This is a genomic window from Bacillus sp. GW821-FHT01G09 (assembly GCF_059422205.1).
The window spans coordinates 448649-474763 of sequence record NZ_JBWKWL010000001.1; the positions used below are offsets into that span (position 1 = coordinate 448649).

At 41.7% G+C, this 26115-nt stretch carries 27 protein-coding genes; 2 read left to right on the forward strand and 25 right to left on the reverse strand.

Annotated features, from left to right (window positions below; genetic code table 11):
* Window positions 1–9: 9 nt before the first annotated feature.
* From hag to degS, 15 genes are all read right to left on the reverse strand, one after another.
* Window positions 10–831, reverse strand: coding sequence for a flagellin Hag (gene hag, locus AC07VD_RS02235; protein ID WP_029725988.1), 822 nt, complete (start codon window positions 829–831; stop codon window positions 10–12).
* A 143-nt stretch (window positions 832–974) separates the two neighbouring features.
* A complete protein-coding gene (gene csrA, locus AC07VD_RS02240; protein ID WP_043858776.1) occupies window positions 975–1199 on the reverse strand; it encodes a carbon storage regulator CsrA in 225 nt (74 codons plus the stop codon).
* Window positions 1193–1624 (reverse strand): flagellar assembly protein FliW, encoded by a 432-nt coding sequence (gene fliW / locus AC07VD_RS02245; protein ID WP_124059229.1) that lies wholly within the window; start codon window positions 1622–1624, stop codon window positions 1193–1195. The genes csrA and fliW overlap by 7 nt, the downstream gene beginning before the upstream one ends.
* A gap of 20 nt (window positions 1625–1644) precedes the next feature.
* Window positions 1645–2220 carry a DUF6470 family protein gene (locus AC07VD_RS02250; RefSeq protein ID WP_124059230.1) on the reverse strand — a complete coding sequence of 192 codons (576 nt, stop codon included), beginning with the start codon at window positions 2218–2220 and terminating at the stop codon, window positions 1645–1647.
* Window positions 2221–2266: 46 nt separating this feature from the next.
* Complete coding sequence (gene flgL / locus AC07VD_RS02255) at window positions 2267–3163, reverse strand: flagellar hook-associated protein FlgL (protein WP_015714797.1); 897 nt, start codon at window positions 3161–3163, stop codon at window positions 2267–2269.
* Window positions 3164–3173: 10 nt separating this feature from the next.
* On the reverse strand, window positions 3174–4697 hold the full coding sequence (flgK, locus tag AC07VD_RS02260) for a flagellar hook-associated protein FlgK (RefSeq protein ID WP_003228001.1): 1524 nt from the start codon (window positions 4695–4697) through the stop codon (window positions 3174–3176).
* Window positions 4698–4715: 18 nt separating this feature from the next.
* Entirely contained in the window at window positions 4716–5198 is a 483-nt protein-coding gene (gene flgN, locus AC07VD_RS02265; RefSeq protein WP_014481048.1) for a flagellar protein FlgN, read from the reverse strand.
* A 15-nt stretch (window positions 5199–5213) separates the two neighbouring features.
* Complete coding sequence (gene flgM / locus AC07VD_RS02270; protein ID WP_015384783.1) at window positions 5214–5480, reverse strand: flagellar biosynthesis anti-sigma factor FlgM; 267 nt, start codon at window positions 5478–5480, stop codon at window positions 5214–5216.
* Between the two features lie 80 nt (window positions 5481–5560).
* Window positions 5561–5980 (reverse strand): TIGR03826 family flagellar region protein, encoded by a 420-nt coding sequence (locus AC07VD_RS02275; protein WP_024572694.1) that lies wholly within the window; start codon window positions 5978–5980, stop codon window positions 5561–5563.
* A gap of 73 nt (window positions 5981–6053) precedes the next feature.
* Window positions 6054–6776, reverse strand: a complete 723-nt coding sequence (gene comFC, locus AC07VD_RS02280; RefSeq protein WP_494721565.1) for a comF operon protein ComFC — start codon at window positions 6774–6776, stop codon at window positions 6054–6056.
* A complete protein-coding gene (comFB, locus tag AC07VD_RS02285) occupies window positions 6740–7036 on the reverse strand; it encodes a late competence protein ComFB (protein ID WP_015483764.1) in 297 nt (98 codons plus the stop codon). The genes comFC and comFB overlap by 37 nt, the downstream gene beginning before the upstream one ends.
* Before the next feature lie 59 nt (window positions 7037–7095).
* Entirely contained in the window at window positions 7096–8487 is a 1392-nt protein-coding gene (comFA, locus tag AC07VD_RS02290) for an ATP-dependent helicase ComFA (RefSeq protein WP_134154577.1), read from the reverse strand.
* A 105-nt stretch (window positions 8488–8592) separates the two neighbouring features.
* The gene (locus AC07VD_RS02295) at window positions 8593–9438 is read right to left on the reverse strand and encodes a DegV family protein (RefSeq protein WP_003227986.1); all 846 of its coding nucleotides are present in this window, start codon (window positions 9436–9438) and stop codon (window positions 8593–8595) included.
* 97 nt (window positions 9439–9535) lie between these two features.
* A complete protein-coding gene (degU, locus tag AC07VD_RS02300) occupies window positions 9536–10225 on the reverse strand; it encodes a two-component system response regulator DegU (protein WP_003219701.1) in 690 nt (229 codons plus the stop codon).
* Between the two features lie 82 nt (window positions 10226–10307).
* Window positions 10308–11465: a two-component sensor histidine kinase DegS gene (degS, locus tag AC07VD_RS02305; protein WP_003227983.1), complete on the reverse strand. Its 1158-nt coding sequence runs from the start codon at window positions 11463–11465 to the stop codon at window positions 10308–10310.
* A 216-nt stretch (window positions 11466–11681) separates the two neighbouring features.
* On the opposite strand from degS, the gene AC07VD_RS02310 reads away from it, so the two are divergent.
* Window positions 11682–12335, forward strand: a complete 654-nt coding sequence (locus AC07VD_RS02310) for a YigZ family protein (RefSeq protein WP_003227979.1) — start codon at window positions 11682–11684, stop codon at window positions 12333–12335.
* The gene (tagV, locus tag AC07VD_RS02315; RefSeq protein WP_101169637.1) at window positions 12335–13510 is read left to right on the forward strand and encodes a polyisoprenyl-teichoic acid--peptidoglycan teichoic acid transferase TagV; all 1176 of its coding nucleotides are present in this window, start codon (window positions 12335–12337) and stop codon (window positions 13508–13510) included. Before AC07VD_RS02310 ends, tagV begins: the two co-directional genes overlap by 1 nt.
* 72 nt (window positions 13511–13582) lie before the next feature.
* Here tagV and AC07VD_RS02320 read toward each other — a convergent pair whose 3' ends face one another.
* From AC07VD_RS02320 to tarQ, 10 genes are all read right to left on the reverse strand, one after another.
* A complete protein-coding gene (locus tag AC07VD_RS02320) occupies window positions 13583–14659 on the reverse strand; it encodes an MraY family glycosyltransferase (RefSeq protein WP_003227975.1) in 1077 nt (358 codons plus the stop codon).
* 144 nt (window positions 14660–14803) lie between these two features.
* Complete coding sequence (gene tuaH, locus AC07VD_RS02325) at window positions 14804–15997, reverse strand: teichuronic acid biosynthesis protein TuaH (RefSeq protein ID WP_327826083.1); 1194 nt, start codon at window positions 15995–15997, stop codon at window positions 14804–14806.
* 28 nt (window positions 15998–16025) lie between these two features.
* Window positions 16026–16784: a teichuronic acid biosynthesis protein TuaG gene (tuaG, locus tag AC07VD_RS02330; protein WP_003242619.1), complete on the reverse strand. Its 759-nt coding sequence runs from the start codon at window positions 16782–16784 to the stop codon at window positions 16026–16028.
* Between the two features lie 23 nt (window positions 16785–16807).
* Window positions 16808–17488 carry a teichuronic acid biosynthesis protein TuaF gene (gene tuaF, locus AC07VD_RS02335; protein ID WP_017695313.1) on the reverse strand — a complete coding sequence of 227 codons (681 nt, stop codon included), beginning with the start codon at window positions 17486–17488 and terminating at the stop codon, window positions 16808–16810.
* A 28-nt stretch (window positions 17489–17516) separates the two neighbouring features.
* A complete protein-coding gene (tuaE, locus tag AC07VD_RS02340; protein ID WP_032726971.1) occupies window positions 17517–18983 on the reverse strand; it encodes a teichuronic acid biosynthesis protein TuaE in 1467 nt (488 codons plus the stop codon).
* Between the two features lie 84 nt (window positions 18984–19067).
* Window positions 19068–20453 (reverse strand): UDP-glucose 6-dehydrogenase TuaD, encoded by a 1386-nt coding sequence (gene tuaD / locus AC07VD_RS02345; RefSeq protein ID WP_033880429.1) that lies wholly within the window; start codon window positions 20451–20453, stop codon window positions 19068–19070.
* 61 nt (window positions 20454–20514) lie between these two features.
* Window positions 20515–21684 carry a teichuronic acid biosynthesis protein TuaC gene (tuaC, locus tag AC07VD_RS02350; protein ID WP_185184015.1) on the reverse strand — a complete coding sequence of 390 codons (1170 nt, stop codon included), beginning with the start codon at window positions 21682–21684 and terminating at the stop codon, window positions 20515–20517.
* On the reverse strand, window positions 21681–23132 hold the full coding sequence (gene tuaB, locus AC07VD_RS02355; protein WP_072175123.1) for a teichuronic acid biosynthesis protein TuaB: 1452 nt from the start codon (window positions 23130–23132) through the stop codon (window positions 21681–21683). Before tuaB ends, tuaC begins: the two co-directional genes overlap by 4 nt.
* A 55-nt stretch (window positions 23133–23187) precedes the next feature.
* Entirely contained in the window at window positions 23188–23847 is a 660-nt protein-coding gene (locus AC07VD_RS02360; RefSeq protein WP_003242561.1) for a sugar transferase, read from the reverse strand.
* A gap of 234 nt (window positions 23848–24081) precedes the next feature.
* Entirely contained in the window at window positions 24082–25986 is a 1905-nt protein-coding gene (gene tarQ, locus AC07VD_RS02365; RefSeq protein WP_024573117.1) for a (poly)ribitol-phosphate teichoic acid beta-D-glucosyltransferase TarQ, read from the reverse strand.
* Window positions 25987–26115: the final 129 nt, after the last annotated feature.

Sequence of the window (26115 nt, forward strand, 5' to 3'; positions counted from 1 at the left end):
TCTCTAAAATTAACGTAACAATTGAAGTACGTTTTGCGGCTGTTGGTTCGCTTGAGCAAGCATTGCTTGAGAAGCTTGAGAAAGAATGTTGTTCTTTGTGAACTCGCTCATTTCTTTCGCCATGTCAACGTCACGGATACGAGACTCAGCAGCTGTTAAATTTTCAGAAGAAGCACTAAGGTTGTTAATTGTGTGCTCTAAGCGGTTTTGTACCGCACCAAGTTTTGAACGTTGGCTTGAAACGCTAGTAATTGCAGTATCGATTTTCGCGATCTCAGTGTCAAAACTAAAAGTAGCTGATGAAACATCGATCCCTTTTACTCCTAAAGTTGTTGCATCCATGTTGCCAATTGTAACATTAATATTTTGGGTAGCATTTGCACCAATTTGGAATGTAAATCCTGCTGTTACACTACCGTCTAAAAGTTTTTTTCCGTTAAATTCAGTACGTTGAGAGATACCATCGATCTCTTCAGTTAAAGCATCCATTTCATCTTTAATTGCAGTTAAATCTTCAGGTTGCTGTGTACCTGTGTTACCAGCTTGAACAGTAAGTTCACGCATACGTTGAAGGATGGCATGAGTTTCAGTCAATGCACCCTCAGCTGTTTGGATAAGAGAGATTCCGTCTTGAGAGTTTTTAGAAGCCATATCAAGACCTCTGATTTGTCCTCTCATTTTTTCAGAGATCGCAAGACCAGCTGCGTCATCTCCCGCACGGTTGATACGAAGACCTGAAGAAAGTTTCTCCATGTTCTTTTGTGCTGCACCGTTGTTTGAAGACAAACGGTTCAGTGTGTTAAGCGCTGCGATATTGTGGTTAATTCTCATTTTTATTTCCTCCCTGAATATGTTGTTTAGGCACGTCCTTGTGCCTCAATTTTGTAATCGGCGGAGCCATTTGTGCCCTCTCCCGGCTACATCATTAATATCGGATTGTCTCTGATTTTGTTAATACAAAAATAAAAAAATCCTCACTTTTTTTGTGAGGATAATGCGGAGATCACATCGCTGGATAACGACGCCGCACGGTTATTTTCTTCCTGAATGGTTAAATAAATCTCTTTCCGATGAATATCAATATGCTTTGGGGCGTCAATTCCAAGCTTCACTTGATCCCCCTCAACCGCAATCACTTTCACTTCAATATCAGTGCCTATTTGAATCGCTTCGTTTATTTTCCGCGATAAAACTAGCATGATTCTCCTCCAATCAGATGCTTTGTCGTATATGAGGAGTCGTGTAAAACGACTTGCTTAGCCATCATGTTCTTGCGATTCACAATTATGGGAGCCAATAAATTCGCAGTAGACTTTTCGAATGGCTCTGCCATAGTCAATATTGTCATGACTTCTACGTCTTGAATATTATCGATATCCAAAAGTTCAGCAGTTGATTCATCAAGGTCAAATTCATAATTCTTAAAAAAGATAAACGGACTTACGACGATAAACGCAAGATTTTCTGAAGTGACGGACTGCAGTGCCACGAATGGAGAGTCTTCCGAAAGCGGAAGAATGACGAACTGTTTTTCTTCTAAAAAACCTGGAATTCCGTTTTCAAAAAGAATGATTTGTTCTTCTTTTACGTTCATTTGGCCATGGTACTTCGTATGAATGATCATTGTTCACGATCCTTTTCTTTTTACTTTTCGGGTGATTCTTTCGGGTATTCTACATCTATATTTAAATCAGGGTATTGAAGCATGTCAACCTTAACATTTCCTGGCGTATATTCAACAATTGGCTTATGCGGCTCAGCCTGAATAACAGGCTTTCGCGGCGTAATCTGAACATCGAGCTGTGACGGAGTATATTGTATTTTCACCCTTGAAAGAGAAGGAGCATAATGTTCGCCTAATTGAATTTGGTGTATTTCAGAGTTCCTCCTTGCTTGTGAAGCGATTGGATTCCCCTTATTTTCAATTCTCATAAGCTCGTCTCCCTCTTCGGCAGTACGGGCTATCCCCTCCATTACATCCTCATGTCCTTGTTGGGCGGCTTCTTCAATTCTCTTGAAAACATGCTTTCTGTCTAATTCTTCCCATGCTTGTGTCTGGTCAATCGTGAGTTTTCCAGGTGTCACCGATATTTCCATTTCCGCACTCGGCTGTTGGATCTCAAGATCGGCTTGCGGCTGCTCCATTTTTAAGCTGGCGGGCGTCGTTGTTAAACCTATTTTCCCTTGAACACTATGCATAATCAATCTGGGAATCTGCATCACTCTACCTCCTGAACTATAAAAAAAGCGAACTCCTAAGAGCCGCTTACTTTAAAAAGTCAATCAATGTAGGCTGAACAATTTGTGCATTAACGGCCAGAGTAGCCCTGTGCACACTTTGCTGCGCAATAAATTCAGTTATTACTTCTTCCAGTTCTACATCTTCATTGTCTGATAACACTTTGGTAGCTGTTTCTTCTTGCGCTGACAGTCTTGTATTAACCAATTCAAGACGATTATATCTCGCTCCAAGATCAGATCGTTCAGCACTCATGCCGTCAGAAAAATGATCAATATCATCTAAAACACTGTCCATGCCATCTAGCGAACCAGAATTTAGTGCTTTCTCAAAAGAATCAAGCATTTCAAATACATTCTGCCCGCTTTCAGAAGTGCCTCCAAAAGCTGACTTTGGATCTGAATTCACTTTCAATGACATATTATTTGATATATTGACTACGACATCAGCTGTATCAGAAATTGTATAAGTTCCGTCTCCGTTATCTGTAACCGGAGGCTTATCTGAATTTGTGCCATTAAAGATATATCTGCCGTTCACTTGTGTATTCGCAATATTTAAAAGCTGTTCCTTTAACTGCTTTACCTCTACGCCAATCGCTTGCCGCTCCGACTCGCCGTTTGTATCATTTTGAGCTTCAACCGCTAATTCTCTGACCTTTGACAAGATGTCAATTCCTTCTGTAATGTTTGTTTCTGTGTTTTCGAGCCAGGTAAAGGCTTGAGAAGCATTGCTTTTGTACTGCTGCACTTGAGACAGTTGCGTATTATACTTTAAGCTTTTCATTGCTACTACAGGATCGTCGGAAGCTTTTGAGATTTTTTTCCCTGAAGAAATCTGCGACTGGAGTTTATCCAGTTTCGAGTAGCTCGAACCGATATATCTCAGTGAGTTTTGCTGTATCATGCCTTGTGTTACTCTCATGTGACTCTACCTACCTTCCTCCAACACCCATGCCATTGATCACTTTATCAAGCAATTCGTCTTGTAAAGTCACCATTCTTGCAGCTGCATTGTATGCGTGTTGGAATTGAATCATATTCGTCATTTCTTCGTCTAAAGAAACTGCGCTCATTTGCTGACGGTTTATGTCAGCATCATTTAGCTGTGTTTCTGTATTAGACGCCAGTCGATTAGCCTCTTGAGCTTCGATCCCTAGCTCGCCAATCAGACCAGCATAATAATCTAACACACTAGTTTCTTTACCGTTAATAGTAATTTTACCGGTTAAAACATTTGCTAGTTTTGTAGCATTTGCGTTATCGTTGGCTGCACCAGTCAGTGAGAAAGCAATGTTTGCGCCTTTTGAATCTATTATGCTGTCAGCCACTTTGATCTTGCCCGCCGCTCCCTTGGCAGGTTCAGTTTCACCGCCAGTAAAATCAAAAAAGTCTCCGCCTTGTTCACCGCTCTTGGTCACACCATTTCTGTGCACTTCATTGAAAGCTTTCGCGAATTCAAGCGCCATATTGTCAAGATCAGAAAGCATTTCCGGGTATACGCCCTTTTCTTGGCCGTCTGCTGTTATATACCCGTAGGACTCTATAAATCCTAAAAGGGATCCCTTGCTGCTGAAGGACTCCGCCTGCACAGCTGTATCTCCGATTGAAATACTTGATACTAACCCAGTTTCATTATCATAGTTGGCTGCAAGTTCTGAAACCTCGTAATTTTTACCGTCCAAAACAGTTCCTAGCGACTGTTTATTTTTATCGAGGATTTCAATTGATACAGTTCCTTCAGCAGAAGCAAGCGCATTCCCGCCTGATTTGTTGTAGCTGACTTTGATATCAACCATTGAGGATAATTTATCGATCAGCAAATCTCGCTGGTCATATAAACCATTCGGAAGAAGCCCGACCGGCTCTACTTGTGCAATTTGCTTATTTAAACTGTTTAACTGAGAAAGCAGAGAATTGACATCCAACACAGTTGTATTTAGCTCTGCTTTTAAATTCGATTGGACATTTGTAAGTGATTCAGAAATATAATTAAATGTTTCAGCTACAGCTTGTCCTTTTCGAGCAACAACAGAACGTGCACTTTCTTCATTTGTATTATTCGATAATTCCTGCAGGGAGTTCCAAAACGAATTGAGCACACTGTTCAAGCCGCTGTCATCCGTTTCATTTAAAACGCCTTCCATTTGGGACAGCGCTTTGGCCTTCGTGTCATAGTATCCGGCACTGTTGTTTTGAAGACGGTATTGGTAGTCAAGAAAGATATCTCTTATTCTCTCAACTGATTTTCCTTGAACGCCCGTACCCATTTGTCCCGCTGTTTTTTCTGCGTTTTTGGATACAGCAGGGAAATAGTCAGTTGCCTCCAATGAGACCCGCTGTCTTGTATAACCATCAGTATTGGCATTTGCCACGTTATTTGCAGTAGTGCTTAAAGCTGCCTGCTGGGCGCTTAACGCCCGCCTTGCAGTTTCAAGCCCCATAAAGGTAGATGTCATTTTCTGAATTCCTTTCTGCTAAGCTTTTGAATCAAACAGTTTCATTTGGCTGCTTTTCGGCAGCTCAGCTTTAATTGATTTGCTGTAATTGAAGTTATTTTCCTTAGGAACCAGCATATCGTACGAAATAGAGATGAATTGCAGCGCGTCTCTTGTCAGCTGCCTATTCATCTCATTTACTTTTTTCAGACGTCCGAGAACTTGAGAAAGAGATTCGTATAGTTGTTCCAGCTCTTCCTTTTCACTGCCTGAGGTTTTGGCGATACATGCGGAAATAGTATTATTTTCGCTATATCCGAGAAAGGCCGAAGTTGTTTTGATCCGGTCATCTTCTGTCTGCGTGATCGCTTGAATATATTTTTGCTCTTTTGTCAAAATGTTAGAAAGCTCTTTTGTTTTGCCGGCTTTGAGCGCTTCCGTCTTTTCTTCAGACAGCGTGAGCAGGTGCTCATGCAGAACGCAAAGTCGCTTCAATTGTTCAATAATTGCCTTCGCTGACATGGGCTTTCTCCTTTTTTATTGCTTTTTATAAAAATTAATCATATTTTTCGCGATATGATTTGCGTCTACTTTGTATGACCCGTTTTCAATTTGCGCTTTAAGCTGCGCAATTTTTTCCTGTCGTGAACCAGCGACTGCGTCGGATGCATGTTGCATTTCTTTAGCCTGTGATGAAATTTCAATTTTATCTTGAGGCTGTGCAGCAGTTTTTTGCACCGCTTGCTTATCATAATTTTTTTGATATGGATTAACGGATTGTGTTCCAAATTGATTGATTTTCATAGGATTCCTCTCGCTTTCCGTTGCAGTCTTTAAACAATCTTAACCCTTTTATCGACTGCGTTTTCAGTTAGTTTAGGGAATCAGCTGTTTTTGGTATTATAGGCATAGTATGTGTCTTTTTTACTATTTTCTTTCTCGATTTTCAGAGCATCCTCGTGGTTCAAATGATCCATTTGATCCTTAATATCGGACTGGCAAACCTTGCAGAACTTGCCTTCTCTAATCGATGTCCCGCACCTTTCACAAGGGTATGCCAAATTAGGAAGATGAGTGATCTGAATTCGCTTCTGCCTGATGAATTTCAATATCAGCTCTTCTTCCACACCTGTTTCCTCAGTTATCCGGCTCAAAGTTGATTGCCGATTTTCCTGTTTTCTTAAAAATTTATAGACAGTCTCAAATGATTTTTCTTCTTCCTTAATACACGCCTGACATACGGTTTGCAGCTTTGTTTTTAAAAATAAAGCATTGCATTTCGGACAATTAGCCAGTTCTCCCATCTTTTTTTCTCCTTATTAGATAATATGCCTGTGTCAATTTCTAGTGATTATATCGGCATAAAAACAGAATCATTTAGCTTCTGATCAAGGTAAAAGATGCCACTGAAGCGGCTTTTCCTTTTTCTAATAAGCAGCGGGCTGCGAAGTGCAAGGTGGCGCCTGTTGTATAAAGATCGTCTATTAAAATGATATCCATACCTTCTGCTGAATTATTTTTTGTATCAAAAATGCGCTCTGACAGCAGGCGTTCTGTTTTCTTTTTCTTTGACTGTTTCTCATTATTCAGGCGAATGAGGGGATGGTGGGAAGGCCGGTCTAAACATTCTGCCAAGAGCTGTGCCTGGTTAAATCCGCGCTCTTCTTCCCGTTCCTTGCTCAGCGGAATAGGTACAAGAACAAAATGCTTATCGGGGTAAACCTTAGAAAAGGTTGAAGAAAAATCACTTTTAAATGCATTTATGATTTCTGCATCTCCTCTAAATTTAAAACGGGAGAGCGTTTCTTTCATCATATCATTATATGTGTAAACTGAACGGTTTTGACGCAATAGCAAACTGTCTCTGATCCTTGTTCTCCACACCTCGCAATCCCTGCATACGGCATGAACAGATTGAGGTCTGCCGCACAGGGGGCAGATATGTCCTGTGATTTTCTTTAATTTGCTTCTGCAAGAATAACAAACCTTTTCATCAGGCTTTAATAAAAAAAGGGCTCTCCATGTAACATCTTGAGAAAATTGCGAATCACATAATAAACAGATCAGTTTATGAATGCCTCCTCCTGCTTCGTTTGACATAAATCGCTTGGACTCTCTGAAACTACAGCAGCAGATTCAGCCAAAATGACAAGCATTGCTGTGTTTTTTTGTTTATCTACCAGCTCAGCTTTCGTATATGCGATCTTTTTAAGATCAGTAACGTAGGATGGACTCACTTTGTTTAAAGAAAGTGCCAATACATCGTTTTGGCATACTTGGCAAGTACAGGCCATATGAAGCTGGTCCATATATCGGTCGAGCAGTTCTTTCATTACGATTTCTTTTGAATTGACAAGCATTTTTACAGCTCCTCATCATCGGTTATATGAGTATACTGTACCACGTTTTCAAATAATGGCTAGTCTGTACATTCAACTTTTGCTGCCAATTCATTCATTTCTTTTATATGCTTTCTTGCATCGAGCATACTCTTTGTTTTGCCGAAGTGAAAGTAAATGACATCGCCGTCCGCATATTCTTTATGCCGGCCGGTTCTTCCTGCAATTTGAACAAGTGCGCTTTCCGTAAAAATAGGTGATTCCGCTCCTAGTACACCCGTTTGCACCTTGGGGACTGTGACGCCTCTTTCCAGTATTGTTGTTGTGATTAATAAATCGAGCTGACCATCTCTGAATTGCTGCACTTTCTCCTTTCTATGCTTGTCTTCCGCGTGCACAGATGCGGTTCGGCAATGAACACCTCTAAAGCACGCAGCAGCCTTTTCCAGAATAGAAACGGAAGGAACGAATAAAAAAACAGGCCTCCCTTCTTTTACATGAAACTCTATCCATCTTTTCACCGCTGGCGGAATTTTATTTCGGTTTAATTTCTTCTTCCAGTTTCCACACCATACAAAGCGCGGTTCGGGTAAAGGTTTCCGGTGGTGTCTTGCGGGGATGCGAACTGAATGTAACTGTCCGTTCAGTGCTTTTCTTTTTAATTCTTTAGGAGGTGTTGCACTTAAATAAACGAGGGTGCTGTTTTTCTTTCTTGCTTTTTGAACAGCGAATTGAAGGGTTTGATCAGCAGAATATGGAAAAGCGTCAACTTCATCAATGATCATAACATCGATTGCATCTTTATATCGCAAAAGCTGATGCGTAGTGGAAATCATAAGCGGAGATAGCCGCCCTTTGTCATCGCTTCCTCCGTAAAGCGCTGAAATGTCAGCACCCTGAAAGGCAGCCTTGAGCCTTGGAGCAAGCTCTAATACAACATCGGTGCGAGGTGTTGCAATACATACACGCAGTCCTTGATTTAACGCTGATTCTATACCAGGAAACAGCATTTCTGTTTTGCCAGCGCCGCAAACCGCCCAGATGAGGAGCTCTTCTTTTTTTGATATTGCTTCAATTAAAACATTGGCGGCTTTTTGTTGTCCGCTTGAAAGCTTGCCGCCCCATGTCAGCTTAATAGACTTCCAGTTTGATTCATTTTCCTCTTTCCATGAATATAAAGGAACCTCCTCACTCACTCTGCCCATCATGACACAGGAACGGCAATACAGCTTATTCTTTCTAGATGAGTGATAAAAAGAAAAATACCGCTGATCAGTTTGGCCGCACCTATTACATCTATATCCCCGTTTATTTATGGATATAGAATTTTCAGCAGTGATATATCCATTCTTGATATGCCATTCAATCATCTCATCGGAAAATGAGAGCTCAGTCCTGAGCAAATGACGGCTTCGAAGCGTCTGCTGCAATTCTTTTGAAAAGGAACTGTTTTTTTCAACTGGCACATTCACATAGCACGCCTCCTTTCGAGACAGTATGCCTGAATGAATATTTTCTGTCCAACAATCAAAATAGGAATATAAAAAAATCTCCGCTCTAAAAACGGAGATTTGGCCTTATTTAAAACACCAGCAAATTCCTAGCGCACCTTCACCCAAATGAGTGCCGATTACCGCGCCAAAATAGCTGTTATAAAATTCAACATGAGGATATTTTGCAGAAAGCTCTTCAATGATTTTCGCTGCTTCTTCCTCTCGATTAGCGTGGATAACAGCAGCTCGCATAGGCAACCCTTTACTCGCATCTTCGTCTAAAAGCTCATAAATTCGCGAAATTGCTTTTTTACGTGTGCGAATCTTCTCAAAAGGCACAATTACCTTATTGTCAAAATGAAGGATAGGCTTTACCTTTAGAAGACTACCAATGAAGGCTTGGGCGCTGCTTAATCGCCCGCCGCGCTGAAGATGAGCTAAGTCATCTACCATAAAATAAGCTCGAACTGTTTTTTTCATTTCTTCCAGTTCTTTTATAATATCTTCCGGCGAGGATGCTCCGTTTTTGATTAATTCAGCAGCTTTAAGGGCATAAAAGCCTTGAGCCAAGCAGCTGATCTCTGAGTCAAATGGATACACATCAATATTGTCGACCATCGAATCAGCCGCTGCTGCACTGCTGAATGTTCCGCTGATCCCGCTGGAAAGATGGATACTGATAACCGCATCATAAGACTTGCCAAGCTCTTCATACAACGCAACCAGCTCGCCGATTGGCGGCTGAGAAGTCGTCGGGAGCTCATTATGTTTTTTCACTTCTTCGTAAAAGCTTTTCCAGTCCAACTCAATTTCTTCACGGTAAGTCTCCTCCCCAAAAACAACCTGGAGAGGGATCATATGTATCTGATGTTGTTCACGCATTTCTTTCGGAATATATGCCGTGCTGTCTGTTACGACTGCAATATTCATAGCTTCGATACCTGCCTTATTGCTTTATAACTCTATTGTAAGGGAAACGGCAGCCTAAAAAAAGACCTGCCTAGAAAAAGGCAAGTCTCCTATTATACTATCTCATTTCTACCCAGCCATTTTTAATGGCGACCACAACGGCTTGCGTCCGGTCGTTTACATTCATTTTTTGTAAAATATTGCTGACATGGTTTTTAACGGTTTTCTCACTGATAAACAATGATTCACCAATACCGCGGTTGCTTTTTCCGTCTGCAAGCATCTGCAGCACTTCACATTCCCGCCTAGTTAAAATATGTAATGGTCTGCGGATTTCAGGGTAAACCTCATGTTGAGGGTGTGCAGAAACTCCGCTTGTTGCAAGGCGGCGGAATTCGTTAACGAGGTTGTGAGTAACCTTCGGATGAAGGTAAGATCCGCCCTCAGCCACTACTTTAACCGCTTCAATTAATGTATCAGCATCCATCTCTTTCAGCAGATAACCTCTTGCACCTGTTTTCAGGGCATGTGTTACATAATTTTCGTCATCGTGAATTGATAGAATAATTACTTTAGATTCAGGATACAGCTCTACAAGCTGTTTTGTAGCTTCCACACCATTTACGTTTGGCATATTGATATCCATGATCACAACATCAGGATGATAGTGCTCAACAATACGAGCCGCTTCGTCTCCGTCATCACCTTCGGCTACCACTTCAAAGGTAGGTTCAAAATCCAATATCCGTTTAACACCTTCACGAAATAACTGATGGTCGTCGATAATAACAATGTTTACTTTAGTCACAAGCCACGCCTCCTTGTATTATTGTTCTATATACTCTAGCATTCGGTCAATATGCCTTTTGGCTCTATTTTACAAATCATAGTCAAAGAGATAACGGAACCTTAATCATAATAAATGTCCCAAGACCTATTTTCGAATCTATCGTCATCGTTCCTTCCAATAAATCTACTCTTTCTTTCATGCCCAGCAAGCCGAATGATTTGTTTTTCTTCTCTTTCGCTTCCTTCAGGTCGAACCCTTTACCGTTATCTTTTATCATTAAAATCACAAAATCCTTTGTGATCTCAACTTTGACTGTAATTTCTTCAGATTCAGAATGCTTTAGCGCATTAGACACAGCCTCCTGTGCGAGCCTGAAGAGCGCAACCTCAAACTGAGGCGCTAGCCTCTGATCCTCTGTTTCTCCAATGCACTGAAAATGTATTTTGACCTTCCCGTTATATTCCTCGGTTGTATATAGATATTTTCTTAAAGTTGGAATCAGGCCTAGGTCATCAAGGGCCATCGGTCTTAAATCATATATAATCCTTCTCACTTCGTAAAGGGCATTCCGAACATTTTGGCGTAGATTTTTAATTTCTTGGAATCCGTCCTCTGCGCCCCGGTCACGGAAAATCCGCTCGATTAATTCCGATCTCATCATAACATTCGCCAGCATTTGAGCGGGTCCGTCATGGATTTCTCTTGAGACTCTTTTTCGCTCTTCTTCCTGCGCCTCAATAATTCTTAAGCCGAAATCCTGTTTTGCCTGAGCATCAGCAAGAAGCAGTCCAACTTCGCGCAAATCCTGATTCAAGTAGTTGAGCACAACTGTAATTTGGCTTACTAATGATTCTGACCGCTCAATGATTTCCTGAAGCCCTAGCAATCTGCGCTCCAAATCGTCCCGCCGTTCGCGCAATTGCTTCTCACGCTGCTGGATCATCGTCAATTCTACCTGCAGCTTATGGGCTTTTTCATAAGCATTGCGGATTTCCTCTTCACTGAATCTATGAAAATTACGGCTGACCTCGGATAAACGGTTTCTCGCATGGCGGGTTTGCACTTCAAGTTTATCGCCAAGCTCGATCACTTCATACACCTGCTGTTTAATTTGTTTCAGTTCTTCGACCAGCTGTTCATACTGCTGGCGTGACTGCTCCCCGATTTGAAAAACTTCGTCCTTGCTCCCGTCAACGGTTTTCAGCATCTTCATCAAAATAGAATCCAGCACTTTGGAATCCATCTTTGTTTTATTCATAATTTCCCTCCGTCACGGCGTTGTCATATATTTTTATTATAAATGTAATTGATCTGCAAATTATGTCGAATTATAATGAAAGAATGCGTATATTCTAGAAAAAAACATTTTTATATACTATCTACTCTTTATGATACCAAAATACGCACAAAAATTCTAAAGACTGTACGAATTTGTATAGGCAGTCTTTTATGCTTAGCAGGAGGGTCAGCTAGCATGCTGCACAGCTATTTTACTGTGAAAGAAGCAGGAGAACACGAGATTGTTATAGAAAAATCGCGTTTTATCTGTCATTTAAGCCGTGTTTCTACCGAACAAGAGGCACAGGAATTTATACAGAAAATAAAGAAACAGCACTGGAATGCGACTCATAATTGCTCGGCTTATGTTATTGGCGAGAATGATCATATCCAAAAAGCCAATGATGACGGAGAACCAAGCGGTACAGCGGGAGTGCCGATGCTCGAGGTTTTAAAAAAACGCAGACTGAAGGATACTTGCGCCGTCGTTACACGCTACTTCGGAGGCATTAAGCTTGGGGCTGGCGGACTAATTCGCGCTTATGGGAAATCAGTGTCTGAAGGATTAAATCATATAGGTGTTGTAGAACGGAAGCTTATGCGAATCATGCATACTTCTGCAGATTACACATGGCTTGGCAAGATTGAAAATGAATTAAGGGAGTCACAATTTCTGTTAAAGGAAATCCATTATTCAGAAAATGTTGAATTCGAAACATACGTCGAAGAAAAAGAAACAAACGCTTTTTCTGAATGGATGACAGAACTGACAAATGGAAAGAGTGATATTAAAGAGGGAGAGTTGACGTATCTTGAAAAAGCCGTCAATCACATAAAGGAGACTGAATAATGGCTGAACGCGTTAGAGTGCGTGTGCGAAAAAAGAAAAAGAGCAAACGCAGGAAAATTATAAAAAGAATTATGTTATTGTTCGCCCTTGCACTATTGGTAGTTGTAGGGCTTGGCGGGTATAAACTTTATAAAACCATTAACGCTGCGGATGAATCGTACGATGCCCTATCCCGCGGGAATAAATCAAATCTTCGCAACGAAGTTGTAGACATGAAGAAAAAACCGTTTTCTATTTTATTTATGGGAATAGAGGATTACGCGACTAAAGGACAAAAAGGGAGATCAGACTCTCTTATTGTTGTTACCCTGGATCCCAAAAATAAAACCATGAAAATGCTGAGCATTCCGCGTGACACACGTGTGCAATTAGCTGGTGACACAACGGGAAGCAAGACGAAGATCAATGCCGCTTACAGCAAAGGCGGTAAAGATGAGACAGTTGAAACTGTTGAAAACTTCTTGCAAATCCCGATTGATAAATATGTCACAGTTGATTTTGACGGATTTAAAGATGTGATTAATGAAGTCGGCGGTATTGATGTAGACGTGCCTTTCGATTTCGATGAAAAAAGTGATGTAGACGAAAGCAAACGGATTTACTTCAAAAAAGGCGAGATGCATTTGAACGGCGAAGAAGCCTTAGCATATGCCCGGATGAGAAAACAGGATAAACGCGGAGACTTTGGCCGTAATGACAGACAAAAACAAATCTTAAACGCGCTGATTGACCGAATGTCAAGTGCAAGCAACATTGCTAAAATTGATAAAATCGCAGAAAAAGCCAGCGAAAACGTTGAAACCAATATTCGCATTACTGAAGGTTTAGCGCTTCAGCAGATTTACAGCGGCTTTACCAGCAAAAAAATCGACACATTAAGCATTACAGGTTCTGATTTGTATTTAGGGCCCAACAACACATATTACTTTGAACCTGATGCTACAAATCTTGAGAAAGTCAGAAAAACGCTTCAAGAGCATTTAGATTATACTCCTGATACAAGCACTGGCACTTCCGGTACCGGAAATGCAACAGACGGGGCTGACAGCTCAAGCAGTTCTGGCAGCACTGGCACAACAACTGACGGGACGACGAGCGGAAGCAGCTATTCGAATGACAGCAGCACAAGCTCAAACAACAGTACAACGAATTCAACAACTGATTCATCCTATTAAAAAATGCCCGGTCCTTTTAGAGGATCGGGCATTTTTGCGCAGAAAAAAACTCCGGCACATAAGCCGGAATTTTTAATTCCTTTTCACCAGCCGTTTATAAAACTTTGTAAACGGCTTAAATTTTTCATTCACGAGTCCTGTCACTTCTGCTATGATTTGCATAAAAATAATTAAAATGAAGATAATAAACAAAGAAAGCCAAATTGTGGCACTTTTAAGTACAATCGCACTGATACTGAAAATAAATCCAATTAAATAAATAACTAAGACCGACATCCGATGTGAAAGGCCAAAGGCCATCAGTCTATGGTGAATATGCGACTTATCAGGCGCTGAAATCGGCTGTTTGTTTAATATTCTCCTGATGATAGCAAATGTTGTATCAAAAATCGGTACGCCTAATATAATAATCGGGATAACGATACTGAACAATGTGACACTTTTATACAGGCCTAATAATGAAAGAATCGAAATACTATACCCTAAAAAAAGTGATCCCGTATCTCCCATAAAGATTTTTGCCGGGTGGAAGTTGTAAAACAAAAACCCCAGCGTGCTGGCAATAACGACTAATGAGAGTGACAGAATGAGCACTTTTCCGCCGGATAGCGCCATGACAGCGATCGTTGACAGGCCGATAACAGAAAGACCGGCAGCAAGGCCATCCAATCCATCAATCAGGTTAATTGCGTTCGTGATGCCGACAATCCATAATACCGTCAGCGGATAAGCCATCCATCCTAACTCAAATCGTTCTGTTAAAAAAGGTACTGAGAAAAAGTCCATTTTTAAGCCAGTGCTTACAATCATAATGGCTACACCTAATTGAATCAAAAACTTAACTTTTGCACTTAATTGATATTTATCGTCAAGAATACCTAACACAATAATGATGAATGCTCCGACTGTAATTGCCGTCATCCTTGTTTCTGTGTAAATACCGGATGCAAGCACGCCTGCAACCACCCCGATAAATATGGCCAGCCCGCCCATGCGGGGCATGATTTTGTCATGTACTTTTCGATTGCTGGGCTGGTCAACTGCACCTATTTTAATCGCAATCCTTTTTACGATTGGGGTTATGATTAAAACTGTCAGCAGCGAGACAATAAACGCAACAACAATGCGAATCATGCGTTCGTCAAGCATAAAGAAGTCTCCTTTGGAATTAAATGAAGTCTTTATTTATATAGAGAACCGTTCCTTCCATTATACCTTCTCCTTAGTTATTATAACAAGCTTCATCAAAAAGAAACACGTATAATCAAAAAACGCGCATCCCAATTTATAGGACTACGCATGTTTTTGAATCCCTGTATATTTCATAATTTGTCTAAATAAGCAATTCCAATCTTGTGCGCGAGCGATGTTTCGGCGCATTTCTTTATAGGTTTCGTCTCCGTTTTGTTCGAGAACTTTTTCACAAGCTGCTATAAAATCAATTGGATGATCACCTTCTACATATTCGTATACATACGGCTTTTGCATTTTTGAGGTTGACGGAAGATTAGAGCCGACGACAGGTTTTCCTGCCGCTAAAAATTCAAATAGTTTCAGCGGAAACACAGCTTGATTATACGATGATTTTTTATAAGGCATGATGCCAATGTCGATAAGCTCCATAAAATGCGGAACTTCTTTCGGATCTGCCGGGCCGGTCCATATGACATTGGGAAGCCTCAGCAGCTCTTGAAACGAAACGTCACCATTGGTGGCATCCGGGCCAACCCATAAAAATGTCCAATCAGGCTTTTGCAGGGCGGCTTCTTCAATCATTTTAAAATCGAGCTTCGGTTTAATTCCGCCGATAAAACCTAACACTGTTCCTTCTCTCCCCTGCAGTATACTGCGATCGGGAGCTTGTTTATTTGCAGAAAACAGCTCATACTCCACACCGTTTTCCACAGTATGAACCTTTTCTCGTCCTGCAGTCAGTTTTTTGTCTACTTCCTTGTGAAGATAATCTGATGAACAGGTTATTGAATCTGCTCGTTGTATAATTCTCAGCTCTGCCGATTTAATCAGTTTTCGCCGGAATTCAGACAGCAGATTTGATCGGCCGCTGATCGGCGCCGCCCATAAGTCACTGCAGTCATAAATGACCTGATCCCAAGGATACAGCGAAGACAGCAGCGGGAATCCGGGAAACGTGTACCATAAACAGCAGCGTTCACCATTTGCAGAAGCAGGTGTAAGCTCATCGATTAATGGGGAGAGCTTATGTCTGTAAAAGGCATCTGTATATCGTCCGAAACGAAACATTTTTTTCTGCAGCAGGTCTTTGACAGCGAATTGCCTGATGCCAGAATGGACTTCCTGAAACTCTTTCCCTTGGGCACGCGGAGCCGGACATACCCAAATAACTTCCTTCGTTTCCTCCTGAGCAGCTAAAAATTCTGCCAGCCGGTGCCTTCTGTATCTCAATTGGTCTTTTCCCCATTCAGCAGTGGCAACGATGACATGAATGATTGCTTCTTTTGTTTCCACCTTCATCACCTTTTCTCTCTGTTTGCGGCTATAATCTTTTTTTCACCGCGTTTTTTGCATATTGAACAAAACACCATGTTGCTTTCATAAAATGAAGCCGTTCGATCTCCCTGTAGACAAACCACGTTTTTTTCGCAGCCTTCCATTTGTTGCTGGAAATTGAGTTATTGACAAGCCGATATTCAGCCAGGCATTCATTCATTCCATAGGCAGTAAATCCTTTTTTTAAAAGAGACAGCCATGTGGCTAAGTCCTGTCTCGTTCTGATATTCGGCATTTGGATCTGTCCCGTTTGCTCCCTGTCAATCATCACCGTCAAGCAGCCGATAATTGTATTTTTCAGGGCGTCATCGTACGTCAGGCTTTCCGGCGCATGAATAAATTTATCGAGCGGGGTCCCGTCCTGCGCCATTAAGCTGTAGCCCGTGAAAGAGAACGCACAGGAGCGCTCCATCATAAACTCAAGCTGCTTTTCCAGTTTGTCTTTTTTCCATTTGTCATCACTGTCCAAAAATGCTACGTAGCGCCCTTGAGCGCGTTCCAACGCTTTGTTGCGAGCAACCGCAGCTCCGGAGTTCTCTTCCAGATACACCACATGAATTCTTTCGTCTATTTTTTCATACTGCTGTAAAATGTCGCGGGTCCCATCCGTTGAGCAATCATCCACGATAATCATTTCCCAATGAGGATGGCTCTGATCTAATACCGAATGAACCGTGTCTTCAATATAGTCACGCGCATTATAGGAAGGTGTAATGACAGATACGAGAGGTTTCCAATTGGTCATGATCACATCTCCATCGTATGATTTTAAAAGGATTCTCTGAAAAATTCAGGAATGACAACGAACATAAAAGCAATCGTAAGGCCAATCATAACGCCGAGAACTGCTTTCTTTTTCGGAGACATACCGCCGCCTGCTGTCTCACTTACGGTTTCGGAATCAGTAACACTTGCCGCTTTCAGGTTAAGCTGGGTGTTTTTGAGTTCATATAAAAATCTCTCTTTATCCACTTTGGAATCCTCGCTCACCGACTCGCCTTCAAGCGCGTCTATGCTGCTGCGGATGACGGCTTCTCTTTCTGCATACAGCTTTTGATCGTTTTTAAGGAAGGTGGAGGATATGGCGTTTAAGACAGATTCCGTTCTATCCTTATCCTCGTCACTATAGCTTAAAGTCAGTAACGATTTGGATTCCGTTTTGATTGTAAGCTTCTCTTTGATCTCTGCTACATCTTCATCCTTTTCATCAGGAAGCGCCTCCTTCAAAAAAGAGTCGCTCTTTAGCAGAAGCGGAATCTCTTCTGTGCTGTTATAAACCGGATGATCATAGCTCCCCACAGCCAAAGTATCTTCAGCTGTATAGCTCTTTTGATCAGCGATCTGTGACGGCAGGATATACCCCGCCGCACCTAATATAATTGGCACCGCTATGATCCAAATGATATTTTTTTTTATGCGACGGGCTATTCTTATCAATATATCGTTCATATAAGTCTCCCTGCTTTTTGTAGTCTGTTTATCTGTACATCGGCTCAGGCATTTGTCTGGATCGCCTTAACACATTCACGGCAGCGATGACGAGCGCCATAAACACCCAATGGAAAAATAAATTTGAAACAGAGCTTGGGCTGATACTTGATACCAGGAAACTGACCATAGCGGTAATAAGTCCTTCTGTGATCAGTTTTGACTGATTTTCTAATTTTCTTTCATAAAACTTGTAAAGCACCCATATGAGGTAGGCATAAACGGACAGATATCCCAGCATGATGAACAGGCCAAAATTAGCAAGAATTTCAACAAGCCAGTTATGCACCTCTGCCACATTGTCAGTATCATATACAGCATAATGCTCAAGATAATAGGATACATTTCCTGCCCCGACTCCGAATCCGTATGAATCAAGGAAAAAATGCCAAGCGTTTTTCAGCAGATTTGCCCGAGCCACATTTGATGGAAGCCTGTCATGAAATGAATGCAGCGTCTGCGGGGCCAGAAACAGCTCCCAAAACTTTGAATAGATTTTGCTGGCGAAAAGAACTGCGAAAAGAGCAATTCCCGCCGCCGACAGCCATATAGCCATTTTCTTTAAAACAGGCGGCAATACAATGAAGATGTAGACAGCAATACCTGCAAAAATCCCCAGAAGGCTGGCTCTTGAACCAGTGGCAAAAATTAAATACAACGCACAGAGCGAGAGCACAAGGCCAATTGCCTTGATGTATCCATTCTTAATGTTTTTCATCATCGTGATGTAAAAAAAGAAGCTGATGGATAAAAAGGTCGCAAAGTCATTTTGATTAAAAAAGACCGATGTCGGATAATGCTGCTTATACTCCGGTCCGCTGTACAATGTGGAACTCGCAAGATGATGGTGGGTGATATGATTGTAAAAACCAATGATCATCAGAAATACCGTCATCACCAGCCAAATGGCATAAACAATCATCAGCCGCTCCATTTTTTGCACGTACATGACAATAAGATAAATGAAGAAAATTCCCATTGCCAATAAGGCTAAATACTTGAGGCCAACTGTTACCGACTTGGCCCACAGCAGAGAAACAAGGCCATATATAAACCAAAAGGCGAAAAAGAGCAATATCCCTTTTACTTGCAGCCCATGCCATCTTTCAATATGGGTTCGATTCCGAACCATGCCGAAAATATGAAGGCAACCCGCTGCAATGAGCAGAAGCCGGTAAAGGAACAAACTGAAAAATCCAAGATGAATAGCGAAAAATGCATTATTTAAAAAAGTGCAGGCGATCAAAATATAGATTACAGCCATAAAGAGCCGTTCTTTTGTTGTAAATGCGGTTGCAAGAGTCAGTAAAAACAGGCCAATTGCCAACACCGCAAGCACAGCAGCCATCTGCATGAAACCTATATCTTTATGGATGGCTCCTAGCAATAGGACGACTCCAAATATAGCAGCGGCCAGTAACGCTAGCGTATGGACCGCTGATCGTTTGATACTCACATGTTTAACCCCTTTCCTGATGTTTCAGGAGCCGGCGGCCGAGCCTAGCAGCCGGCAGCTTCAACCAAGTAACACTTTTTCTTTTTATAAATTGACGCTTCCCAAGTCTTTAGCCAATTCTTCAAGCGGCAAGCCCGGAAAATACTTGTCAGAGGGTTCCGTTCCCCGAACAGCGGGACGGCCGATAGAGTGATAAATGTATCCGGCTGCCTGCATCTCTTCAAGTGAAAATAAATTTCTGCCGTCGATAATGACTGGCTGTTTTAAGAGGTTTTTTACTTTTACAAGCTCCATTTCTTTCACTTCCGGCCAATCCGTTAAAATCAGGCATGCCTCAGTGTCTTCAATCGCAGCATACACATCTGTGTAATACTCGACCTGTTCGCCAAGGATCGCTGAAGCTTCAGGAATAGCAATCGGATCGTATGCTTTTACATGGGCGCCCAGCTGCTGCAGCATTGGGATAATATCAAGCGCTGGAGCGGATCTCACATCGTTCGTATTCGGTTTGAAGGCTAATCCCAGGACTGAAATGGTTCTCCCTTTGACGCTTCCCATAACAGTCAAAAGTTTATCTACAATATGAACACGCTGCTTTTCGTTTGTTTCAATGACAGCTTCGATGAGCTTGAATGGATAGCCTGCGGATTTTGCGATTTGAAGCAACGCGGTTGTATCCTTTGGAAAACATGAACCGCCGAATCCAATACCCGCTTTAAGGAACTTTCTGCCGATACGGCTGTCAAGACCAACACCATCAGCAACTTTTGAGACGTCTGCGCCGACTCGCTCACAAATGTTTGCAATATCATTGATAAAGGAAATCTTTGTCGCCAGAAATGCATTCGCGGCGTATTTAATCATTTCTGCACTTTCTAGGTTTGTTTTAATGACAGGAGCATGGAATGGCTGATGAAGTTCCTCAATGATGGCAGCGGCTTTATGACTTGTTGAACCAATCACGGCACGCTCCATATTCATCGTGTCATGAATCGCTGACCCTTCCCGAAGGAATTCAGGGTTAGATACAACATCAAATGAGTATCTCCCCTTTGAGGCTTTTTGAACGATAGATTGCACCAGTTTCCCTGTTCCAACCGGGACTGTGCTTTTATTTACGATCACTTTGTAGCCGTTAAGATGCTCACCGATTGTTTTCGCCGCCGCTTTGACGTACGTTAAATCAGCTTCACCTGTTTTGGACATAGGCGTTCCGACTGCAATATAAATAATATCTGAGGCCCGAATGGCGGACGGGATATCGTTCGTAAAGGTCAGGCGCTGATCCAGCACATTTTTTTCAACTAAGTCTGCAAGCCCTGGTTCATAGATTGGGATTACCCCATTTTTCAGACTTCTGATTTTTGATTCATCGATATCACAGCAAACAACTTTATTGCCGATCTCCGCAAAGCAAGTGCCTGATACGAGTCCTACATAACCTGTTCCAATGACAGCTATTTTTTTCACAGCGCTCATCCCTCTCCTGTAAAATGATCTTCCTATTTATATTGGTCGCAGTTTCTTACGATTAAACGGACGTTTTCGTGACCGTCTGATACTGATGATGCAAGGCCTTGGCGTTTTTTCCTGCGTCAAATTGAGCCTGCACGGTTTCATATAAGTCATCTGCTACTTCCGGCTTCCATATTTGCTCATGTTCGTACCGAGTGATCGCTTCCGCCAAGGCTTGAGCGGATTTCGGTTTAATCAGCAGATGTTGGTGCTTTCCGAACAAAGACGACACTCCGCCAACATCCGTACAAATAACAGGAACCCTTAGCGCCAGCGCCTCAATCACAACAGTCGGCATCCCCTCACTGTAAGAAGGAAGCACGAATAAGTCTGCCGCAAGTAAATAGTCTCTTACCTGATGATTCGGGACTTGGCCTGTGACGACATGCCCCTTCTGCGTCAGCGTCGATTTTGCGGGACCATCCCCGACAAAGACTGCCTTAGGAGAGTCCTGCAGCGATTCGATCGCTTCAGACAGTTCAAAAATGCCTTTCTCTCTGACCAGCCGGCCGACATAGACAGCCAGACGCTGATCGAGCGGGAGTCCGAGTCTTTTTCTGATTTCCTCTTTCGTCTCCTCATTCTCCTGAAAACGGCTGAGCTGTATGCCGATCGGCAAAACCGAGCTGTCAAAGCCTGAAAGCTTTTTGGCTTCTTCCTGAAGCTTGTGGCTGACTGCTAAAACAACTGACGCAGAACCTACGGCACGCTTGAAGGCTTTAAACGCTCCTTTGCTATAATGCGGATAGACATTCACATCACTGCCATGCAAGGTCAGGACATAAGGAATTTGCGCTGACTCTGACACGACTGCCGCAGCCCCGCCCGATGGCATGGCAAAATGAGCATGGATCAGATCCGGATATAGGTCGCGCTGTTTCATGGTTTTTAAAACGGCTGATGCGATTCTCCGATGAGGCTGCGCCCACTTCAGCTGGCCGGGAACTGCCCGATAGAAAGGCCGGTAAACCGGTATCCCCTTTCTAACCTCATACTCCGGTCTGGCATCCTTTTTTCGATATGTCTTTTTCAGCATGCGGACAGGCGCTGAATGAAAAGGCCGTGGGCATATCACAGTGATATCAAGCCCGAGTTTTTGCAGCTCTTGCACCTGTGTCTCATGAAACACACCCTCTCCGGGTTTCATACTGCTCGGATATACGCTTGTGATCCACAAAATCTTCATGACAAACGTCCTTTTCTTAGTAGTTTGCTTTTCGTTTGAGGGTACGCTTTTACCAAAAGAAAGAGATAGCACAGCGCCCCGGCCGCAACTGAAATGGCCAACCGCATTTCTGCCTGCATACTGAAGTGTTCGGTACTGAGGCTTACACCAAACGCGATGATGCCCATCGCCGCAGTAATCAGAAATGGCTTCATAATCGACTGGAAATAAGCTGAAAGGTTAAGCTTGATGACATATGCCAAAAGCCAGCGCCCGATCAGGAAATTAACAACGCTGATAATGGCATACACCCATGCGACTGTCAGCAGGCTTCCCGTCTGTACAGCTGCAAACAGTGATAATCCGTACAGCAGCAGCACGCCGGAATCCCAATAAAACGCTAAGTCAGCTCTTCCTTTAGCCAGCAACACAGATCCATTTGGATTCATGAGCACTCTTAGTATCCCGACAATGGCCAGAACATTTAGGATCGGAACAGCAGCAAGCCACTTTTCTCCGAAAACCGCTGTGATAAAGGCGTCTGACACAGACACGAGCCCGATTAACAGCGGAAACGAGACAAGCGCCAGCATTTTTGTCATATTCAGAAAGCCTTCTCTGATCACGCTGTTTTCATATTTGTTTTTTGCGAAAACAGGGAATGCCACCCGTGTGACAATCGGATTGATCTTCAAAACCGGAATGGTGACAATCTGATAAGCGAGGTTATAAATCCCCAATGCTTCAGCACCAATAAACCGGCCGATCAAAATCATGTCGATATTTGCTCCCAGTCTGTTCACAAGACGGGATGAAAGCTGAAAGGCTCCAAAAGAAAAGAAATCCTTCATGCCTCTCAAATCAAAAACAAAAGCAGGATGCCACTTTTTTCGGTATACAGCCCAATATAAAATCCCTTTACTGGACTGCAGCAGGACTTGAGAAATCACGTACGCCAAAATCGCATCCATCATAAAAACCGCTATCGCTAAATATCCGAATGACAATACATTTGAAAAAATCTCTATTTTGCTTAACGTATTAAACTGCAGCTGCTTTTGCAGCATATACTGATATTGCTGTCCAATTGGCGCGATCAAAAACATAATCGCCAGAATCCGAACCAGAAACACCAGCTCTTCTCTTTGATAAAATCCCGCAATGACAGGACTGCTCACATATAAAAGAACAAACAGCAAAACGCCCGTCATAATGTTAAGCCAATACAATGTTGACAGCTGGCGCTCCGTCGCGTCGTCTCTCTGAATTAATGCTGCGCCAAAACCCATATCGAGCACAATCTGGGCGAAAACTGTAACCGTTGTGATCATGCCGACAAGCCCAAATTCTGTTAAGGTCATCATATTTCCAAGCAGGGCAAACTGAACAATTTGTATGATTGTAATACACATGGTTGAAATACTTGTCCACTTTGCACCGCTCATGATTTGTTTTGTAATACTTGGCATCATATTCCCTACTTCTTTTTAAGCTCAGATTGATGGTGAATAGTGGCATTCCGTTTTATCTTGCACCATCACCCGTCCAAACTACTTTACAAGTTTTTAACATAATTTTTAATTCTAAAGTGAAAGTCAGATTGCGAATGTAATATAAATCAAATATCAGCTTTTCCTTCGGCGTCATATCGTAACCGCCGTTCACTTGAGCCCAGCCGCTCAATCCCGGTTTAACAGCCAGACGCTGTGTAAAGCCTGGAATCTCATTCTGGAATTTTTCCGTAAATACGGGCCGTTCCGGACGAGGGCCGATCATACTCATATCGCCTTTCAGCACATTAAACAGCTGAGGAAGCTCGTCAATTCTCGTTCTTCTGATAAAAGCTCCGATCCTTGTCACCCGCGGATCTTGCTTCTGTGCCCAAACCGCCCCAGACTTCTCGGCATCTATTTTCATGGAACGAAGCTTATAAAGCTTAAATGGTTTCCCGCCTTTCCCTACGCGTTCCTGCGTATAAATGGCAGGCCCCGGCGTCTCCAAACAAATCAATATTGAAAATACCGCAATCATTGGCAGCGCAATCGCCAATCCAATGAGCGCAAACCAAATATCCATTACGCGCTTTATTGCCAAATAACGAGCCGTCTTTTCAGATAATGTAAAAGAATGTATTTGCTGAACTGAGAATTCACGACTCACATTCATGCTTTTCTCTGCACTCACTGACACACACCTCACGATTTGTTTGGGATGTTATGATGACCTATGCCAGTCAGTTTAGCAGACGGATGTTAATTGGTTGTAAATGGTATGTTAAGAAGTGTGAATTTGTTATTTTTTCTGACATTTATCCGTAAACTTTTTATTGTTTTAGACACTTTTTTTAAAAATTAAGCATATTGTTTAAAAAAAGAGACAAATCATTTTACTGATTTGTCTCTTTTCGTTGTGAAGCATTTAATATTGAAAATAAAACTTTGATTTAGAGGTTAACAGCTTGTATTGGACCTCAACCATTTTACTAAAGAATAACATGGATTTTCGTTCCACATTCCTTGTGTCCAAGACAATTGCTTGGTTATCCACTTTTGCACTGATTTTATTTTGAGAAGTGTTTATCGCAAATTCAATTAATCGCTCTTTCTTTACATGAGCTAGCTGTTCAAGCAAACTCTGCACGTTTACCGTCAATTTTGTGCAATTAGGCTCTAACTCTATACGTTTTACCGGTAATGAGATTTCAGACTGTCCGGTATTCACAATCATTTTTGAATGATTTGGCAAACAGATTTGCTTATCTTTAAAAATAAATGATAAATCTTTTGATTCAGTTTCATATGAAAGTTCTGCTTCTGTATAGGCATGTTTCTTTATATCAATCGAAAGATTATCGTAGTTCATTGTGAAATATGGTCTTGCACTGAAGACAAACAACGCATTATGCCCTAAATACATCGTGTTTGTTGAATACTTATACGCAGCACGCTTGTTTCCGATTCTCGCCCTTAATTTATAGCCATCTATTGACGATTCAATAAAGAAATCCCAAACGCCTAAATCTTCTTCTGCAGATGCCAGTTCATCAAACTTGCACTCAAATGTAAATGTTGAATTTTCATACTTAGCCGGCGCAATGTATTTTTCCGCCTTTGTATCACGATGAACAAATACTCCTGTCAGAGATTGATTTTGATTCGTTTCATCATCCAACAATTTGTGTTTAATGGTTCCTTGAATGCTGAGGCTGTGATCGCTAAATTCAATATTCTGCAGATAATGTTCAAGCTTATTTTTATAATTTACTTTTAATAACTCTTCAGAAATTGGATAGCGTTCTAAGCTCGGATAACGTGCAATTAAATCCCCATTATTTACAACACAGAACTTTTTAATGTCTTGTTCTTCACGCTCATACTGGGTTAACCCCTGCAAATCATTATTCCGAATAAACAGCAGACGCAATTTGATATGCGGAAGCACAAATTGGTCAGCCTCTTCAGGTACTGCATGAATAAATGAGGACAAATATTTAAACCATTCAGCTCTTTCTTCATCTGTCTTCATTTTTATTGTGACATTTTTTGTCCGCGAAAAATCGAAATGCCTGTTTAAAAATACTGCCATCAGTTTCGTTTTTCTTGCTTCTTCCAGATCACTAGCCTTGATAGCAGAGATAATATCTTCCATTGCTCCATAAAAGTTCTCTGGGGGAACATAAGCGACACTCATATGTTCACCGTCTCTTTTGACCAGATAGTAATAATCATAGTCAGCTGAAACAGAAATCTTCTTTGCTTTTAAATAAGCGTTCATTGTGAAGACTTGATCTTCCGCTGCTTTTATGTGAGTAGGGAAGATGATTTGATTTTCTTTTAAAAGTGAGGCTTTAAACAGTTTTTGGGGTCCCAATGTGAAAACAATTTTGGAATCAACCAAATCAACATCTGGGTTTGTTTCCTTAAACATTGATTTGGGAACACCTCGGCCGTTTATCCCTTTTAACTTACCTAAAGTAATATCTGAATCATTCTCTTTTGAGAAATTGTACCATCTTAACAATGCTTCATTGCCTAGATAGTCATCGGAATCAACAAACAGGATGTATTCACCTTTGGCAATTTTTATTGCATCATTCCGCGGCGCACCTGGACCGCCTGAATTTACGGTTCTTTCAACAACAACAATATTGTCATATTTCTTTTTATATCGATTCAAAATGTCTAAAGATGAATCCGTAGATTTATCATCGACACATATAATCTCATAATCCTCTTTTGGCATCGTTTGGTTAACTAAGCTATCAAGACATTCGGAAATAAGATCTTCTGAATTATATACAGGGATAACAATGCTTATTTTCATCGATTACCTCACTACCCTAATGGATCGGTTATATTTTTGCCTGATAATTATATCAAAAACATCTGTCAATAAGAATAGGCCTAACCTTAAATTTTGTTAAACTTTTACATAGCATATGTGGTTTAAAAT

Coding starts and splice junctions, on each gene's coding strand:
- hag (WP_029725988.1), bottom strand. CDS start 831: ATGAGAATTAACCACAATATCGCAGCGCTTAACACACTGAACCGTTTG.
- csrA (WP_043858776.1), bottom strand. CDS start 1,199: ATGCTAGTTTTATCGCGGAAAATAAACGAAGCGATTCAAATAGGCACT.
- fliW (WP_124059229.1), bottom strand. CDS start 1,624: ATGATCATTCATACGAAGTACCATGGCCAAATGAACGTAAAAGAAGAA.
- AC07VD_RS02250 (WP_124059230.1), bottom strand. CDS start 2,220: ATGCAGATTCCCAGATTGATTATGCATAGTGTTCAAGGGAAAATAGGT.
- flgL (WP_015714797.1), bottom strand. CDS start 3,163: ATGAGAGTAACACAAGGCATGATACAGCAAAACTCACTGAGATATATC.
- flgK (WP_003228001.1), bottom strand. CDS start 4,697: ATGACATCTACCTTTATGGGGCTTGAAACTGCAAGGCGGGCGTTAAGC.
- flgN (WP_014481048.1), bottom strand. CDS start 5,198: ATGTCAGCGAAGGCAATTATTGAACAATTGAAGCGACTTTGCGTTCTG.
- flgM (WP_015384783.1), bottom strand. CDS start 5,480: ATGAAAATCAATCAATTTGGAACACAATCCGTTAATCCATATCAAAAA.
- AC07VD_RS02275 (WP_024572694.1), bottom strand. CDS start 5,980: ATGGGAGAACTGGCTAATTGTCCGAAATGCAATGCTTTATTTTTAAAA.
- comFC (WP_494721565.1), bottom strand. CDS start 6,776: ATGTCAAACGAAGCAGGAGGAGGCATTCATAAACTGATCTGTTTATTA.
- comFB (WP_015483764.1), bottom strand. CDS start 7,036: ATGCTTGTCAATTCAAAAGAAATCGTAATGAAAGAACTGCTCGACCGA.
- AC07VD_RS02295 (WP_003227986.1), bottom strand. CDS start 9,438: ATGAATATTGCAGTCGTAACAGACAGCACGGCATATATTCCGAAAGAA.
- degS (WP_003227983.1), bottom strand. CDS start 11,465: ATGAATAAAACAAAGATGGATTCCAAAGTGCTGGATTCTATTTTGATG.
- AC07VD_RS02310 (WP_003227979.1), top strand. CDS start 11,682: ATGCTGCACAGCTATTTTACTGTGAAAGAAGCAGGAGAACACGAGATT.
- tagV (WP_101169637.1), top strand. CDS start 12,335: ATGGCTGAACGCGTTAGAGTGCGTGTGCGAAAAAAGAAAAAGAGCAAA.
- AC07VD_RS02320 (WP_003227975.1), bottom strand. CDS start 14,659: ATGCTTGACGAACGCATGATTCGCATTGTTGTTGCGTTTATTGTCTCG.
- tuaG (WP_003242619.1), bottom strand. CDS start 16,784: ATGACCAATTGGAAACCTCTCGTATCTGTCATTACACCTTCCTATAAT.
- tuaF (WP_017695313.1), bottom strand. CDS start 17,488: ATGAACGATATATTGATAAGAATAGCCCGTCGCATAAAAAAAAATATC.
- tuaC (WP_185184015.1), bottom strand. CDS start 21,684: ATGAAGATTTTGTGGATCACAAGCGTATATCCGAGCAGTATGAAACCC.
- tuaB (WP_072175123.1), bottom strand. CDS start 23,132: ATGCCAAGTATTACAAAACAAATCATGAGCGGTGCAAAGTGGACAAGT.
- tarQ (WP_024573117.1), bottom strand. CDS start 25,986: ATGAAAATAAGCATTGTTATCCCTGTATATAATTCAGAAGATCTTATT.